General features: G+C 43.4%; 13 protein-coding genes. 7 read left to right on the top strand and 6 right to left on the bottom strand.

Annotated features, from left to right (window positions below; all coding sequences use genetic code 11):
• Positions 1–136: 136 nt before the first annotated feature.
• From DXX94_RS08050 to DXX94_RS08030, 5 genes are all read left to right on the top strand, one after another.
• Entirely contained in the window at positions 137–2,854 is a 2,718-nt protein-coding gene (locus tag DXX94_RS08050; RefSeq protein ID WP_116015051.1) for a TonB-dependent receptor, read from the top strand.
• A 306-nt stretch (positions 2,855–3,160) separates the two neighbouring features.
• A complete protein-coding gene (locus DXX94_RS08045; RefSeq protein ID WP_116015050.1) occupies positions 3,161–4,678 on the top strand; it encodes a tryptophan halogenase family protein in 1,518 nt (505 codons plus the stop codon).
• A gap of 140 nt (positions 4,679–4,818) precedes the next feature.
• Positions 4,819–5,583 carry a SapC family protein gene (locus DXX94_RS08040; RefSeq protein WP_116015048.1) on the top strand — a complete coding sequence of 255 codons (765 nt, stop codon included), beginning with the start codon at positions 4,819–4,821 and terminating at the stop codon, positions 5,581–5,583.
• Between the two features lie 398 nt (positions 5,584–5,981).
• Complete coding sequence (locus DXX94_RS08035) at positions 5,982–8,123, top strand: alpha-galactosidase (RefSeq protein ID WP_116015046.1); 2,142 nt, start codon at positions 5,982–5,984, stop codon at positions 8,121–8,123.
• Positions 8,124–8,324: 201 nt separating this feature from the next.
• Positions 8,325–9,071, top strand: coding sequence for a SapC family protein (locus DXX94_RS08030; RefSeq protein ID WP_116015045.1), 747 nt, complete (start codon positions 8,325–8,327; stop codon positions 9,069–9,071).
• A gap of 138 nt (positions 9,072–9,209) precedes the next feature.
• Here the strand turns inward: DXX94_RS08030 and DXX94_RS08025 are convergent, their stop codons facing one another.
• From DXX94_RS08025 to DXX94_RS08000, 6 genes are all read right to left on the bottom strand, one after another.
• Positions 9,210–9,605 (bottom strand): VOC family protein, encoded by a 396-nt coding sequence (locus DXX94_RS08025; protein WP_116015043.1) that lies wholly within the window; start codon positions 9,603–9,605, stop codon positions 9,210–9,212.
• A gap of 31 nt (positions 9,606–9,636) precedes the next feature.
• Positions 9,637–11,064, bottom strand: a complete 1,428-nt coding sequence (locus tag DXX94_RS08020) for an SLC5 family protein (RefSeq protein WP_116015041.1) — start codon at positions 11,062–11,064, stop codon at positions 9,637–9,639.
• A 445-nt stretch (positions 11,065–11,509) separates the two neighbouring features.
• Positions 11,510–12,442: an SMP-30/gluconolactonase/LRE family protein gene (locus DXX94_RS08015; RefSeq protein ID WP_116015039.1), complete on the bottom strand. Its 933-nt coding sequence runs from the start codon at positions 12,440–12,442 to the stop codon at positions 11,510–11,512.
• Positions 12,442–13,044: a 2-dehydro-3-deoxy-6-phosphogalactonate aldolase gene (locus DXX94_RS08010; protein WP_181901511.1), complete on the bottom strand. Its 603-nt coding sequence runs from the start codon at positions 13,042–13,044 to the stop codon at positions 12,442–12,444. The genes DXX94_RS08015 and DXX94_RS08010 overlap by 1 nt, the downstream gene beginning before the upstream one ends.
• A 128-nt stretch (positions 13,045–13,172) precedes the next feature.
• Positions 13,173–14,138 carry a 2-dehydro-3-deoxygalactonokinase gene (locus DXX94_RS08005; RefSeq protein WP_116015036.1) on the bottom strand — a complete coding sequence of 322 codons (966 nt, stop codon included), beginning with the start codon at positions 14,136–14,138 and terminating at the stop codon, positions 13,173–13,175.
• Between the two features lie 16 nt (positions 14,139–14,154).
• On the bottom strand, positions 14,155–14,919 hold the full coding sequence (locus DXX94_RS08000) for an SDR family NAD(P)-dependent oxidoreductase (RefSeq protein WP_116015035.1): 765 nt from the start codon (positions 14,917–14,919) through the stop codon (positions 14,155–14,157).
• Between the two features lie 363 nt (positions 14,920–15,282).
• Between DXX94_RS08000 and DXX94_RS07995 the strand changes: the two genes are divergently transcribed.
• Both DXX94_RS07995 and DXX94_RS07990 read left to right on the top strand, forming a co-directional pair.
• Entirely contained in the window at positions 15,283–15,993 is a 711-nt protein-coding gene (locus DXX94_RS07995) for a FadR/GntR family transcriptional regulator (protein WP_116015033.1), read from the top strand.
• A 220-nt stretch (positions 15,994–16,213) separates the two neighbouring features.
• Entirely contained in the window at positions 16,214–16,771 is a 558-nt protein-coding gene (locus DXX94_RS07990) for an NAD/FAD-utilizing enzyme (protein WP_116015032.1), read from the top strand.
• The last annotated feature ends 102 nt before the right edge of the window (positions 16,772–16,873 follow it).

The raw sequence follows: 16,873 nt of genomic DNA, 5'->3' as shown, positions 1-16,873 counted from the left end.
TTTTCAATTGAAGCTTCAAGGTAAGCACTAAGTGAAAACAAACCCAGTAAAAATTTTACATATAAGCTTTATAAAAAGTGTAAAAATCTACTTAAAAAGTAGAGAAAACAACAAGTAAGTACAAAAGGGGAGATATATGTTTACTCTAGGAAAACGCACTGCATTAGCGGTTGCAATTTCAGGTGCTTTGGGGGGCTACTCGCAAGTAGCTGTCGCTCAAGATAGCGCCGAAAGTGACGTTGAGGTGATTACAGTTACCGGCATGCTCAGTAGCTTAAAATCATCAATGTTAGATAAAAAAGAATCTGATGTTGTTTCAGACGGTATTGCCGCGGAAGATTTGGGTAAATTCCCAGATTTAAACGTTGCCGAGTCTTTGCAACGTATTACAGGTGTATCGATTGATCGCAGTGGTGGTGAAGGCCAGCAAGTGACGGTTCGTGGTTTTGGCCCTCAGTTCAATACCGTGCTTGTTAATGGTCGTCAAATCGCGACCGACAGTGCTGGTCGTGAATTCAACTTTGACATTATCGCGGCGGATCAAATCACCGGTGCTGATATTTTCAAAACCTCGACATCGACACTGCAAGAAGGCGGCATTGGTGGCACAATCAATGTGTCTACTGCACGTCCATTTGACTACGACGGCTTACAAGTGGTTGGCTCACTAAAAGGCATGTACGAAAGCTTGTCGGAAGAAACTTCACCAAGTGCTTCGTTCTTGGTTAGCAATACCTTTAACGACGATACTATGGGGGTTTTACTTGCGGTAACTCACTCAGAGCGTGACGTACAAATTAACCGTATTGAAACCGCTGGTTGGCGCGGTGGTCAAACGATTTCTAACAGCCGTGACGGTGTGCTTTTCACTAATGCATATATTCCACGCAACTGGGATCAAATTGTTGATCAACAAGAGCGTACCCGTACTAATGCCAGCTTAGTCTTCCAATATGCGCCAAGCGATGAAGTCACCATTACGCTTGATGGTTTTGTGTCTAAGTTTGAAGTTGAATCACAAGTGACTGACTTGGCGTCATGGTTTGAGCCTGATCGCGTTGGCTCGGCAACAATTGATCCTGAAACTGGTACGCTAACCCAGTTTACGCAAGATGTTGGCTTATTCGTAAGTAGTGGTAACCCAGCAACTGACTTCGTATCGCATACGCGTAATTCACGTGATGTTTCTAACGACGGTTTTGGTTTAAATGTTGAGTGGGCGATTAATGACCAGCTAGAAGCAACATTTGACCTGTCGACTTCATCGGCAGAAAACGATCGTGCTGGACGCGACCGTTTCAACGTGGTTGGTATTATCAACAGCTACCAGTTTGACGGCACAGGTGGCATCCCAACGGTAACTCACGACGGTTTTGTAAATGGTTCGCTATTGCCAGCAGAACTTGCTCGTTTGCACTACAACGAAAAAGGTAACCAATTTAGTGACGAAGACGAAATCACAGAATTGAAAGCTGACTTTGTTTATGAAGCTGATGGTGATGTGTTTGAGAAGGCTCGTTTTGGTATTTACCGTCAAGAACGTGAGAAGAAGAGCTTCCAAATTTTTGGTAACCAATGTCAGTTCTGTGGTTACGGGACTCCAGCACCACTTGATGTCATCGACTTTAGACCATTCACCGCAGAGAACTATTTCTCTGGCTTAATTGACACTTTCTACACTTACGATGGTGATGCCTATGTTGATTACTTAGCAGACCAAGGCTTCCCAATCGAGCCAACGTTGCAAAACAACCGTTACACAGTAAACGAAGATATTACGTCACTATACGCTGATTTCACCTTTGGCTTTGACTTAGATGATATGCCTGTGACAATTAATGTCGGCGCGCGTTACTCGACAACTGACGTTGAAGCAGAAGCGGTACAAAGTGATATCGTTAACGTGGTACCAACGTCTGACCAAACGTTATTTGCTAACGTCTTTGGCCCAGCGCGCGACATTTCAGAAAGTGGTTCATATTCAAACTTGCTACCTAGCTTAAACATCAAGTTAGAATTGCAAGATGATATGGTATTGCGTTTTGCTGCATACGATTCATTAACGCGTCCAACGCTGTCGCAACTATCGCCAGCGACAACGTTTAACGAACCACGTCGTCAAAACTTAACCGCGCAAGGTGGTAACGAGTCGTTGAAACCATTTACCTCTGAGAACTGGGATATTTCTTACGAGTGGTATTATGGTGATGCGAGCTTGTTTAGCTTTGCTTTCTTCCACAAAGAAGTAGATGACTTCATCATTACCCGTACAGGTACTGAAACATTTGATATGACGGGTCGTACAGCACCTGATTTTGCCTGTGAAGGTGAATTGTGTTCTGACGCTGAAGAGCTATTTGGTGCGCAAGAAGTTTACTCGGTAACGCGTCCACAAAACTCGGAAGAAATCACAGTAACCGGTTACGAAGTGGCATTAACCCACATCTTTGAAAATGGTTTCGGTTTTACTGCTAACGCGACAATTGTTGATAGCGACACTGAATTAGGTGAAGACCAATCAACGGCCTTTGCGCTAGAAGGTTTAGGTGACTCACAAAACTTGATCGTGTTCTACGAAGCAGACAACTGGCAAGCACGTGTTGCGTTTAACAACCGTGAAGGCTTCTTACGCTTGGTGGATAACGGCTTCAATGGTGAGCCAGTCAATACTGATACCTTTGGTCAGTGGGACATCAGTGCTAGCTACGATATTAATGAAAATGTTTCAGTATTCTTCGAAGGCATTAACATTACAGAAGAAGAGCTAGTACAAACAGGTCGATTTGCAAACCAAGTATACAATATCGAAGATAACGGCTCTCGTTACGCAGTTGGCGTGCGTGCTAAGTTCTAGTCGAATTTAGTTTGCCGAGTTAATCTCAACACAAATGGCCTGCTTGTATTCAAACAGGCCATTTTTTATTGTTTGTTTTGCTTAGCTAAATACTTATACCAAATGAAGTAAATAAGTATTGCCTTTTAGCAAGCTCGACATGCGTTGACCTGATTTAGTGTTAATGTTTAGCTATTCGAAGCAGTTAAGCAAAGTAGCTAAGTAAAGCAAAGTAGCTAAGTAAAGCAAATAAACAAAGAAGTAAGCGATAACCCCTGCTTTAACTTATTTGATAAGTTAAAGCAGGTTGTTAGCAAAGGAAATTTTATGTCGCATCCGGTGAAAAATATTGTCATTGTCGGTGGTGGTACCGCTGGCTGGTTATCTGCTGCGGTAATCGCTTCTTATCACCAAGGGGCAAGTGACGAGCAGTTTCGAATTACCTTGGTTGAATCCTCTGACCTACCAACGATTGGCGTCGGTGAAGGCACTTGGCCAACCATGAAAAATACCCTGCGACAAATCGGCTTAAATGAGCGAGAAGTGTTCGCTCGTTGTCATGCAGCTTTTAAGCAAGGTGGCAAGTTTGTTAACTGGGTACACGGCAATGGTGACTTTTATTATCATCCGTTTACTGTGCCTTTGGGTTACGGCAAGCTCGATCTCGCCCCTTATGTAGAAAGCGTTGAGAATTTTGCCGTTGAATCAAACTTTCAACACCATATTTGTGAAGCGGGCTTAGCCCCGAGAGGTCATACCGATCTTGACTATCAAGGGCCTTGTAATTACGCCTATCATTTAGACGCGGGTGAACTGGCTAATATGCTTAAAGAGCATTGCACCCAAAAGTTGGGTGTACACCATTTGGTTGATACCTTGTGTGATACGCTAATCGCCGATGATGGCAGTATTGAAGCCATCGTGCTTGAAAATACAGGGCAACTAGCAGCCGACTTATTCGTTGATTGCACTGGCGCACGCTCATTATTACTGGGACAAGCGCTGGGGGTTGGTTACAAGTCACTTAGTGACGTGCTGTTTAACGATAGCGCCTTGGCTATGCAAGTGCCATACGAGAGCGCCGATACCCCCGTTGCTTCACACACAATTGCCACGGCACAGGATGCTGGCTGGATATGGGATATTGGCCTAACGCATCGCCGAGGTGTCGGCCATGTCTATTCGAGCCGATTTACCAGCGATGAGCAGGCCGAAGCGAATTTAAGACGCTATTTAGGAAAAGCAGCAGATGGTTTAGCTGCTCGAAAAATTTCCTTCAAACCGGGGCATAGAGAAAAGTTCTGGCATAAAAACTGTGTCGCGGTTGGGATGGCTGCCGGCTTTGTTGAGCCACTGGAAGCGACGGCGATTATGCTGATTGAACTATCATCACGCTTTATTGGCGAGAATTTACCCGCCGATAAAGCGTTAATGCCAGTGGTCGCGAAACGATTTAATCAGCAGATGGACTATCGCTGGCAACGCATTGCAGACTTTTTAAAGCTACATTACATGCTTACTCAGCGCCCTGAACCTTATTGGCAAGCTCACTGTGACGAAACGACTTTTCCACAATCGCTGAAAGATGACTTAGCAATTTGGCGATATCGTGGTCCAGCCACCAGTGATTTTGACAGTGCCATAGAGCTGTTTCCAGCAGCGAGCTATCAATACGTGCTTTATGGTATGGAGTTTAAACCTGATTTTTCGAGCCAAGCCTATTTATATAATCAACGGCAACAAGCTGAGCAATTAATCAAACGTAACCAGCAACTGACCCAACAAATGCTGCAGAATTTGCCTGCTCATCGAGACTATATTGAGCAGTGGTTAGCAACGGGCTAGCAATGGGGCGCCGACTGGGTGGTAACGGGCGAGAAAGTGAGTTTGTTTAACTAGCTTGCTAAACACATGCTAGTGAACATTCAATTAAAAGTAGTTAACTGCAAATACTTAAAAATAATAGATACAACAAAGAGAAGTTTATGGCCGCATTAGTCGCACTTAAGCGCGAACAACATCAGTCACTTTACATCCAAGAAGGCGCTGAAAATAGCTTTGCCTCAAGTCAGCATTTGCTTAATTTAAAAATTCATGAAGTTGGGCATGCAGGTACCAGTCTTCCTGTGTTTTTGATGAAAGACCCTAAGTCAGGCGTATGGCGTGTTTCTGCTGTAACTAGCTTTGCAATGGGCACAAACCTTTTCGTGGAAGACAATCAATGGCAGCCAACGTTTAAACCCTTGGCGATGCAAACATTTCCGTTTTTCTTGATGAAGGCTGAAGGCGAGGGGAAGGGCTATACCGTCGGTATTGACCCTGAAAGTAATGCCTTTTCTGAGCAGTCGGGCGATACGATTTTTACTGACGAGGGTAAAGCCAGCCAGCGACTCATGAAAGCAACTCAATTGCTTGAAGCGAGTATCGAGCAAGATATTCAAACTTATCAATTTGGCCAGGCAATTAATGATTTGGGGCTCGTTAAAGCAATCAATTTAGTGATTCATCGCCCAGACGGTAGCCAAGAAACTTTGCAAGGCTTGTGTACCATTGACGAAGATAAGCTAAATGCTTTGTCTGGTGAGCAATTAAAGTCACTCAGCGACAAAGGCTATTTAGCGCCAATGTACGCAATATTAATGTCGATTTATCAACTGAACTCGCTAATTCGCCGAAATAATCTAGATCAGCGATTTAACACAATTAGCGAAATTAAAATCGCGGTTAATTCAGGCAACAGCTTTAGCTAGCGCACTATAATTTTGCCTTAGCACCTATAAGAAGTAGCTGGACATAGCCTATTTAGCTACTTCTTAACTCCATTTCAGAACAACCAAAATCACCAGTATTGCATAGCCCACGAAGCAACTAAATCCTTCGTAAATAGTGTTCAAATGTTATTCTCAAAAACACCAAATTAATTTATATTACAAATACGACAATAGGGCTGGATTTTTCAATAAAATAAACCATCCTTAAGCCACTCAAATGATGAAGTAAAATCGCTACTATCTTTTGAGTTAGTGGTTATTTGTTTGCAAATATTTAGTCTTAGGTATTGATTAAATAGTCTCATTATCAAATAGCCAAAGAGATCATCAGCAGCCAGACGAGTAGTCTAGCTACATGGCAGTGAAAGAGCATAAATATGAACAACACACCTACTCACATTCATTTAGCAGGGCAACGTAGCAGCATTATTATTAATGTTAGCGAGCGCACTCCGCGTATTAGTTACTATGGTAAAACGCTATCAACTCAGTCTTCTGGACAGATGATCGAGATGCTAGCAACGCGTCAAGAAGCCAAATGTGCTGTGGTTGAAGAGCCGCCTATTGCATTAACGCCAACCTACGGCAGCGGTTTTACCGGACATGTTGGGCTTGAAATCAGCAATAGTGACGACGCTTGGTCTTTTTGCGGTGACATTAGCGCTGTTGAGCAAATTAATGAACATCAAGTGGCCATAACAACCACCGACAATGAACGTAGCTTGTCGTTACTGCATGAGCTAAGGCTATGCCCTAAAACGGATGTAATTGAGTGCTCGACGTCGCTTTTCAACAATAGTGACAGTCCGCTTGATGTTACATGGTGTGCAGCGCCCACTTTCCAAGTACCGGCAAATTATACAGAAATCATGGCGTTTGAAGGTCGTTGGTCAAATGAATTTCGCCGCCAGCACATTTCCCGTTTCCTTGGCAACTTTGTACGTGAAAACCGCAAAGGTAAAACCTCGCACGACAGCTTTCCCGGCTTGATTATGCACAAAGCGACAACAGCTGAACATCAAGGTGACTGTATTGGTTTTCACTTAGGTTGGAGTGGCAACCACAAAGTGATGAGCGAATTGTTGGCAGACGGTCGTGGCTTTGTCCAAATGGGCGAGTTGCTGTTACCAAGCGAGCTAACACTGGCACCTGGTGAGTCTTACCAGTCACCTAAGTTGTATGCCTGTTACTCAGATACCGGCTTTAATGCGATGTCGGCTAGCTTTCATACCTTTGTGCGCGAGCAATTGTTGAGTGACGAGGTGGTCAATAAACCGCGCCCAGTTCACTACAACACGTGGGAAGGTATTTATTTTGATCATGACACCGACACCCTAGCAGAGCTGGCGAAACAAGCAGCAGAAATAGGTGCTGAGCGTTTTGTGCTTGATGACGGCTGGTTTAATGGTCGCCGTGGCGACTATGCAGGACTAGGGGATTGGTTTGTCGATAAAGAAATTTATCCTGAGGGTTTGCAGCCTTTGATTGATCAAGTACTGGCAACCGGCATGGAATTTGGTATTTGGTTTGAGCCAGAAATGATTAACCCTGATAGTGATTTGTATCGCAACCATCCTGATTGGGCATTACAAACACGCGGCAACCCGCAAATTGGTTTTAGAAATCAATATGTGTTGGATCTTAACAACTCTGCGGTGTGTGATTACTTGTTTAAGTGTATCGATGATATTTTGGTGGAGTATCCAGATATTAGTTACATTAAATGGGATATGAACCGCGATGTTAATCAACCGGGTAATGGTCAAGGTAAACCTGCTATTCATCAGCAAATGCATGCCCTATATGCCTTAATTGATAAGCTTCGCGCTAAGCACCCTAAGGTTGAATTTGAAAGTTGCTGTTCAGGTGGTGGCCGTGTTGACTATGGTATTTTGGCGCATACGGATCGCGTTTGGACATCAGACTCCAACGATGCGTTAGATCGTTTAGAAATTCAAAAAGGCTGCTCTTATTTTTTCCCATCCAATGTGATGGGGGCGCATGTTGGCCCAAGAGATTGTCACATTACTGGCCGTCGCGTTAATATCGAAATGCGTGCTGCTGTGGCGATGTTTGGTCATATGGGCATTGAAATGGACCCGCGCGAGCTAACTGAGCAAGAACGTACTAGCTTAAAAGCGGCGATCGCACTTCATAAAGCACATCGAGAATTAATTCATCAGGGGCAGTTAATTCGCCTTGATACCGACGGAAACTCTATCGAATTTGGTATTGTTAACGCTGATAAGTCTGAGGCACTATTTGCGTACAATAGTGTTGTTGAGCCACTGCGTTATATGCCTAATCAGTTTATGTTTAAAGGGTTAGATGCACAGAGCCAATACAAGCTTGATCTTGTTTGGCCTGCTAAACGCGAAGATTTCAAAGAGTACTCTGAGTCAATTTTAGATAAAGCGCTAGGACAAACCTTTAGTGGTGAACTGTTAATGGAACACGGTATGCAAATGCCTGTATTGTTCCCGCAAAACTCTTTAGTCTTTAAGTTAACAAAAGTTTAAGTTAGCGAGAGTCTAAGTTAACGAACGCCTGATTCGATAAACTAAATTAGATTAAAAATAGCCTGATTGTTCAGGCTATTTTTATTTGAACCTGCTCATTTTTTAGCTTTACACTTGCGGCTAACTCGTTAAGCTAAAAATAACTAGCTAACAGTAACCAGCCAACAATGATACCAATCATAACAACAAGAAGGTAAGCCAATGTCAGATTTCCAACCAGTCAAACCCGAGCAGCATGAAAAGTTAAAACTCGACCCTAGCTTAGATTGGGAATTTATTGCTAGGCAACACCAGCTTGAAGTTACGGTCACAGAAGCGCAGCAAGCAGCGTCGAGCTTTCCATTATTCTTTATCAAAAATAGTGAAACAGGTACCACCTCAATTGCGGCAATCACCTCCTTTGTGATGGACTCAAATGTACTGACCGATGACAAGGGCGAGCATCAGCTGGCATATGTTCCGCTTGCTGCTAGCTTGCGTCCTTTTGCTCTAGGTATTGACCCAGATAACGATAAGAACATTATTCCCTACCTAGATGTCACGTCTAATTTAGTCAGTGAATCGCAAGGTGAAGCGCTATTTAATGATGGTAAAGCTACGCCGTTTTTTCAGCGTTATAATCAACAGCTAGAGCAGTTTTATCTTGGCCAGTTAGAAACAGGCAAGTTTATTAAAGCGCTTGAAGCGCTCGATCTTATCCAACCAATAGAGCTTGAAATTACGATTCCCAGCGGCAAGAAGAGCACCTTGAAAGGGCTTTGTCACTTAAATGAAAAAGCCCTTAATGCACTCGTTGAACAAGATCAGCAAAACTTGTTAAATCAAGGATACTTTGCTGCCATTTTTGCGATGTTATCGTCAATGACACAGCTTAATCGTTTGATTCAAGGTCATACCAAATTAGGTGAACCAATTTCGGGTATCAATATTGTGCCTGTAACGGCTTAAACGAAGAAAGTAATGCTACGAAATAGTGGCAGGGAAAAAGTGAAGAACAACGAGGAAGAAAAGCGAGTAAGTTGCCTTACTCGTTTTTTTTATAAAGTGTTCAGTTTTATGTATAAAGTCAGGGTAACTTGAAGCTATCTATGCGCTCAGCTCGATTAAATCCCACCGATTACCATACAAATCTTTAAAGATAACCACAGTATCATAGGGCTCGTGGCGAGGCTGCTCACAAAATTCAACACCTGCTTGCTGCATTTCAGCATACTTCTGCTCAAAGTTATCTGTTTGTAAAATCGCAAGTACGGCGTCACCTGCTTGCATGCCGATAGCGCTTTGTTGAGCGTCAGTTTGTGCTTTGTGCAATATCAGCTTTAACGTACTTTGCTCACTTGGGCTAACGGTTAGCCAGCGGTGATCTTCCATTTGCACATCATCGCTAACTACAAAACCTAACTTTTCAGTATAGAAATCAAGGGCCGCTTGGTAGTCACCAACGAGTAAATTAATCGCTGAAACTTGTTGTTTACTTGTCATTGTTGCTTGCCTGTTATCACTACCACAGCAATTAGGCTGTTTGCTGGCGAGCGAATGAAACTTTATTGCCAAATACCAAGCGGTTGGTGGCTAGTGCCACACCAACGCAAGCAAATAAGGTAATACACATCATATGAATGTAGTGGAACGGTGCCCAAACAAACACAAAGAAAGCGTATAACAAGGTGCCAAACACAACTGCGATAATCGCGGCGCGAGCATCAACATCTTTAAATACCAGGCCAACAATAAAGGTCGAAAGAATAGGCATACTGAGCAGGCCATAAAGTTCTTGAACTGTATTGATAATACTTTCTTGGGCGGCATAAACCGGTACTAGCGCCAATGCAATGCCAACAAATACAATGGTAATAATTGCATTGAGCTTACCGACATTGGCATCTTTGTTGACGTAAGCCTCGTGAATATCACAGCAGTAGAGCGCAGCAGAAGAGTTCAAAATACTGTTGAATGTTGTTAACACGGCGGCGGCAATGGCTGCAGCAAAAACACCAGATAACCATACTGGTAAAACATCTGCCGCAATGGTGCCATAAGCGGCATCGCCAATATCGCCGTAGAGTTTATACGAAACGATACCTGGCACTACAATCATTGGTGGCACAATTAATAAACGTATAGCCGCGGCTGAAAATACGCCCTTTTGCGCTTCTTTCAGGTTAGGTGCTGCCATTGCGCGTTGGGTAATCGTTTGGTTTGTACCCCAATAAAAGGCTTGAATAAATATCATACCCGTTAGGAGTACATGCCAAGGGAGTGGAGAGTCATCACCACCTATCATGGTCAGGCGCTCGGTAGGAATTCCAGAAAAATCAAAGTCGATGGCAGCAACTGCAAGGTAAACAATTAACATACCCATGCCAAGCAATAAAATACCGCTGTAGGTATCTGAAACTGCAACGGCGCGCAAACCACCAAATACTGCGTAACAGGCGCCCACCAACGCAAAGCACACAGCCAAGAACATGATACTTAGCTCAGTGCCAAATAGTGACTTCATAAATAATGAACCACTGTATAGCACTGCGGGTAAGAAAATGAATACATTACCTAATAGGAATAGGGCGGCAATTACTGCGCGAATATTCTTATCACCATAGCGTTTTTCTAGTAACTCTGTGGTCGTTGTGCAGTTATTTTTGTAATAAACAGGTAAAAAGACTTTAGCAAGTATGATTAACCCGATAACTGCGGCAAATTCCCACCATGCGAGCAATGCCATTTGGTTGCCATTCATGCCAATCAACTGATCAGTACTTAAGTTGGTTAGCGTGATTGAGCCAGCAACAAACATCCAAGATAAACCGCCACTGGCAAGAAAGTATTCTTTGTTAGAATCGCTTGAGCGGGCGTGACCAGCACACTTTAGATAGGTAGCGAAAGCAATTAGTGCAGTAATTCCGAAAAACACTATGACCTGTATGGCTTGTGCTGACATTCTTGATTCCTCTTAGACACTGGGCTAGCGCTAACCAAGAGATTGCTCTGGATAATCAGGGCAGGCTTAGGGCTATACACGCTTGGCATTTCACCTTATTTCGATATCAAGAAAGACTCTAGCTTCAATATGGTTTAGCTTTTAAGCCTTTAACTTATCTATGAATTATTGCTATTTTTATTGGTGAAAGAAGCTATGTATTAGCTAGCTTTAGTAGATAGTTACTTTATTTGTATTATATATACTATCTTTATTTTTGCGCGTTTAAAACCGCTTCTTGGATAATTATCTGCTGCCCTACTTCGTAATAAATGACGATGATGTGAACTGCTCTAATGTAAGCGACGTTGGCATAAAAGGCTCTGACTAAAACTGTTGGCTTGCTTTGATTCGCCTTGCTTGGCTCTAGATCGCTTTAATATTCAAGGAGCATAGCTAAGTCTTATCATTGAACGGATACTGTAACATCGTCAACATTTGCATAAACCTCGTCAATACCAATGCTTTCTTCCAACTGATAGATAAATATATTGCCTGCCTCTGGCTCACTGGCAAGTTGTTGCTGTGTAAGTTCATCACGAGCACTAGTGACAGCGAGTAAATTGCGATTTGGGCCACCTATGGCGACACAAGTCGGCTGAGACACTGGCAAATCAAGTTGTTGTACTACTTGGCCTTGTGGCGAGTATTGAACCACACGGCTACCGCCCCATTGAGCAGACCACAGGTTGCCATTTTTATCAATACAGGCACCGTCGGGGTAGGCGCCAGCTTCGGTTTTTGCAAAAATTTGTTCGTTGGTTAATTGCAGGTCTGCTGATACCTGATATTGGTAAATAATGCCTGTTGGTGAATCGGCATGATACATAGTTTTACCATCAGGGCTAAAACACAGTGAATTGGATATCTTGATACCTGTTTTTTTGGGGCTTAGTCGAAATGACGACGACTTTTGCTCAAGCTGAAAAAGGCTAGCGTTTTTATCACTCTTATGAGCGCTTTGGTGCTCTTTTTCGACATTTTTTTCGAGCATGCCTCCAACCCAAAATCTACCGCTGCGATCCAATCGGCCGTCATTGAGGCGATGGCCTTGGTTAGCGGTGTCTAAATGGGCAAGCCAGTTGATTGTTCGGCTAGCTAAATCATACAGGGCGATACCCGATGCAAACGCGACTAATAGTTGCTGAGGTTGTTTGGTAAATGCGAAGCAGCCGACTCGCTCCGGCATGCTGTAGCATTTGAGGTGGTCATTTCGGAGCTGATACTCATACACCTTACTGGTTTTAATATCAGTCCACCACAACGACGCCTGCTCTGGGTGCCATAACACGCCTTCTGCCAGTTGATTTCCTACAGCTAAAGTTTTGATTAATTTCATTAAAGCAAGGTTAGCCTATGTTCGATTTGCGACAGACTATCACCTTGGGTGTAGAGTTGGCTACCAATGCCGACTGCTCTAGCGCCTGCATCAAGCCATTGCTGACGATTTGCTAACGACACGCCGCCGACTGCGATAAGTGCACATTCTTGAGGTAATACCGTTAGTAATGCTTTGATATGTTCAACGTCATAAGTTGCAGCAGGAAAGACTTTGAGTGCGGTCGCCCCCGCGTTGTAGGCTCGGAATGCTTCGCTGACCGTGGCAATTCCCGGAATGCTAATCATGTCTAATTCAAGTGTGTAGTCAATAACCCCAGCATCACAATTGGGTGAAATAATTACTTGGCCACCCGCGCCCTTCACTCGTTCAACTTGATTGATATTAATCACGGTACCAGCGCCAATTAAGCAATCAGAAGGCAGGTGCTCGCGCAGTAAAGTAATACATTCGAGCGCTTCTGGTCGATTTAATGGCACTTCCATCACTCTGATGCCGTGTCGATATAACAGCTGGCCAACGCCAATGGCATCCGCTTTGTTCAAACCACGTAAAATGGCTATTATTGGGTTGCTTGGTATCCACTCATTGATTGTATTCACCTGACACCTACTTTGTTCGTTGTTGCGCACTTTGCTTAGCTATTTAACTTGGCTATTTCGCTTGGCTATTTCACTCGGTTACTTCATTTGGCTAGTTGGTTTAGCTATTTAATCTAGTAAGAAAGTAATTAAACACTGGACGGTGAACCGACTAATAACTGCTGATACACTGATGCGAACCCTGCCAATGTAATTGCTTCAACGTCATATCGTGTCGTTGCTATCTGTTGCATGGTTAATACTTCGCTAAACCGCTGGCTAAGCGTGTTATTACCAATAATGCTTACGGAGTTTAGTTGTTCAAACGACCATTCGGTTGCATTAATTGCCGCTCTGACGTCACTGCCAATAAGCATGCCGGATAAATACGAGGTCGCATGCTCAGGCGCAAGTTCTTTGAATAGCTGTTTACTGCGGGCACTAAATAAGCCATGGATAAAGCTACCTAGTGCACTCGCTAACGTATATTGGGCACCAGAGGCAAAGGCGTGAGGGCAAAACTCACCATGTGCATCTTGAATTAGTACACTGTGGTGAGACAAAAGATCATATAGTTCGCCTGTCATGGCGGTTTTAAACAGCTTTACTTGTCCATCATCAACTAACACCCACTTGGTGTGTGTGCCTGGTAAGCAGATTAAGTGCTGCCCTTGTTGATGCGCTTGGTCTTGCGCCAACCAGCCAAGCACTTGTAATTCTTCACCACGCATAACGTCGCGATGGTTATTTTCATGGCTGCAGTGTAGCCCTGGCACTATGGATAGTTGCTGATCGCGGCAGGTAAAGTGTAAACACGATTGTGCAACCATATTAGGTGAAATAGGGCAGGGTAAATAAGTGGTTTCTTGCCAGCCTATGCTTGAGCCAATTTGCCCAGCCATAATAATTGGCAAATGTTGATAATGCGCTTGCCATGGCGCAATGCAATTAAACAGCTCTTGTTCGAAGCCATGGGTGACTTTAGTGACGCCACGCGCATAACTTGTGGCTAGCAGTCTAAGCGAATTATCCTGTCTGTATTGACATAGATAAGCTCGCAAATGGCTAGTTCCCCAATCAATGGCGATTAGATCTGCATGTTCAATGCTGTTCATATGTGTTGCACCCACCCTAAGTGCGTCCACCATCAATGGTGATTGATTGACCAGTGATCATTTCACTATCGTCAGACGATAAGAACATCGCTAACTTCGCCACTTCAGAGGGCGCTATTCTTTTCTTGATTGCCATTGCTGCCATCCATTGCTTTTCTTGGCGCTCGCTGAGGTAAGAGGCCAGTTGTTTATCGGTTGCTATCCAGCCGGGTAAAATCGCATTAACGCGAATATTGTAGCGACCATAATCTTTGGCTAACGATTTTGTCATGCCAATAAGGCCGGCTTTTGCTGTGGTGTAGCCAACCATATTTTTCGGGCCAATCAGTGCGTTGATTGAACTAAAATTAAGAATTACGCCACTTTTTTGTTTACGCATTTGTTCGAAAACAGCTTGTGCAGCATAAAATGCCGCATCTAAGTTTATTTGCATGCATGATTGCCAATCTTGTGGACTGACATCTTGTGGCCTATGGCGCATATCATTGGCAACATTGTTTATCAGTACATCCATGCCACCCAATGCTTCAGTTGCACTGGCAATTGCATGGGTAAGCTCAGGTTGTACAGTCACATCAACTACCTGAAACCAAAGCTGTTGGTGAAAGCTTGATAATTTTTCAAGCAACAATTGGCCAGCTTCTTCATTGATATCAATAAATGCAACGTAAGCGCCTTGTTCGACAAAAGCTCGAACCATCGCTGCACCAATGCCTGAGGCACCGCCAGTGATAAAAATACGCTTGTTGCGCAAACTCAAGTACTGGGTTGAAGTAGACAATATAACTTCCTAATAAATAAGCACTAATAACACTTTAGCGAATTTTATATCAGGTGCAAACCGCACCGCAAAAACAGGTGGCCCAATGACAAACGCAAATTTCACGTGTTCGTTATTTAATCAATAATATGTTATATACTATTATATTAATAATAATAAAAAGCAAAACGCTGCGAAACAACTCACTATTGTTTATGTTAAAAAAGAGTAACTAACTGGCTATCGCGTGCTAAGGAAAAGCAGTAGTATATATTTATCAGGCATAAGAACGCAGACTATAAAACCTTTTAGTTGCAACAATAAAAAGTGGTGAATATGGCAATTGCACTACCGCCATTAAAACCTTAGAAGCAAGAGAATGTGATGAGAAGTAGCCCTAAACACAATTTAACCCATCAATTAACACATAACCTTGGCATGGCAATCGTTAAAGGTGACTACCCTGTGGGATCAGGGTTGCCTTCTGAAGCTGACCTTTGCTTGCAATATGATGTTAGCCGCAGTGCGACGCGTGAAGCGGTTAAAATGCTGTCAGCAAAAGGACTGATATCTTCTCGTCCTAAACAAGGTATTCTAGTATTGCCAGAAAGCAGCTGGAATATGTTTGATACAGATGTACTGAGTTGGATTTTAAACAGTAAGCCTTCATTGACTTTACTTAAAGAATTTACGCAAGTTAGGGCTGCAATCGAGCCCGAAGCCGCTGCTCTTGCCGCTTTAAATGCCAGTGATGAGCAAATAGCAGAGATTGAAAAAGCGCTATCTCGCATGGCCGATGCAGATAAAGGCTTAGATGACCCGCTTGATGCCGATATCGCCTTTCATACGGCCATTCTACTGGCCAGTGGTAACCGTTTTATTGCTCAGCTTACTGATTTTATTGGGACTGCACTTCGAGTGAGTATTCGCTATACCAATCGCATTAAAGGCGTTCCCGGGGCTGATGTACAAAAGCACGCTGACATTTTTAATACCATACAAACGCGAAACCCTGAACAAGCAAGAGAGTGTGTGAGCACTATTTTAGATGAAGCGCTCGCTTTGATTGATTCTCAGCTTGATCCCCAGTCTTAATAGCAACCCCTTCCCAAAAATTACTAAGAATGTAGCAGCACAATCATGCTGCTATAATTTTATTACTGCATTGGCATCAGTAATGATCTGCCATGCAAATACTAAACGTAGTTAACCTGTGTCCTAGATGTACTTCGCGTATGTAAGTAATTGCCAACAATAACGTGCGGCAGTCTGAGTTAGGCTAATACTTGGCAACACTTGAGCTGAGGAATTGATAATGCTTAGACACTACTTTATTAGTGAAAACCTATCTGAGTTAAAAAACCTGCAAAGCGAGTTGACTGAGCAAGGCGTTACCGAGCCGCAAATTCATGTCTTAAGCCATGATGACGCAGCTATTGACGAGCACAACTTGCCTGAAGTTGAATCTGTGCTGAAAAAAGACGTTGTCCACTCAACTGAGATTGGTGCCGTTATTGGCGTGATTGCAGCAGCAATTACATTATTCGTTGCTTATTATATGGGTTGGACTGAGTCAGCAGCGGGTTGGTTACCTTTCGTTTTATTGGCGATAGTTGTATTAGGCTTTTGTACTTGGGAAGGCGGTTTCATCGGTATTCAGCGCAATAATATCCATTTTGAGCGCTTTCAAGAGGTGCTAAGAAAGGGCAAACACGTGTTATTTGTTGATATCGAGCAAAATCAGGAGCAAATGTTAGCCAAAGTGATCAGTCATCATCCTAAGTTACAGCTTGCTGGCACTGGCGAATCGGTACCGGGGTGGCTTGTAAAAGGGCAAAACGCCTACCAGAGCTTTATGAAGACGATGCCATAGTAATGCATCAAGGCAATTAGTTTCTGGTAATGCGTAATGGAGTAACTAAAGGCATAACCTTTTAGTACTTGGTCAACACATCGCCTTATCGGCGTTGGGTAA

The organism is Thalassotalea euphylliae (assembly GCF_003390375.1).
Classification (GTDB): Bacteria; Pseudomonadota; Gammaproteobacteria; order Enterobacterales; family Alteromonadaceae; genus Thalassotalea_F; species Thalassotalea_F euphylliae_A.
Note: the sequence above shows the minus strand (reverse complement) of the source record. Positions and strands in the feature narration are given on the sequence as shown.

Bases quoted from the DNA above. Each gene is read 5' to 3' on its own strand.
- DXX94_RS07995 (WP_116015033.1), top strand. From the start codon at position 15,283: ATGAGAAGTAGCCCTAAACACAATTTAACCCATCAATTAACACATAAC.
- DXX94_RS08040 (WP_116015048.1), top strand. From the start codon at position 4,819: ATGGCCGCATTAGTCGCACTTAAGCGCGAACAACATCAGTCACTTTAC.
- DXX94_RS08005 (WP_116015036.1), bottom strand. From the start codon at position 14,138: ATGAACAGCATTGAACATGCAGATCTAATCGCCATTGATTGGGGAACT.
- DXX94_RS08020 (WP_116015041.1), bottom strand. From the start codon at position 11,064: ATGTCAGCACAAGCCATACAGGTCATAGTGTTTTTCGGAATTACTGCA.
- DXX94_RS08025 (WP_116015043.1), bottom strand. From the start codon at position 9,605: ATGACAAGTAAACAACAAGTTTCAGCGATTAATTTACTCGTTGGTGAC.
- DXX94_RS08045 (WP_116015050.1), top strand. From the start codon at position 3,161: ATGTCGCATCCGGTGAAAAATATTGTCATTGTCGGTGGTGGTACCGCT.
- DXX94_RS08035 (WP_116015046.1), top strand. From the start codon at position 5,982: ATGAACAACACACCTACTCACATTCATTTAGCAGGGCAACGTAGCAGC.
- DXX94_RS08050 (WP_116015051.1), top strand. From the start codon at position 137: ATGTTTACTCTAGGAAAACGCACTGCATTAGCGGTTGCAATTTCAGGT.
- DXX94_RS08030 (WP_116015045.1), top strand. From the start codon at position 8,325: ATGTCAGATTTCCAACCAGTCAAACCCGAGCAGCATGAAAAGTTAAAA.
- DXX94_RS08015 (WP_116015039.1), bottom strand. From the start codon at position 12,442: ATGAAATTAATCAAAACTTTAGCTGTAGGAAATCAACTGGCAGAAGGC.
- DXX94_RS07990 (WP_116015032.1), top strand. From the start codon at position 16,214: ATGCTTAGACACTACTTTATTAGTGAAAACCTATCTGAGTTAAAAAAC.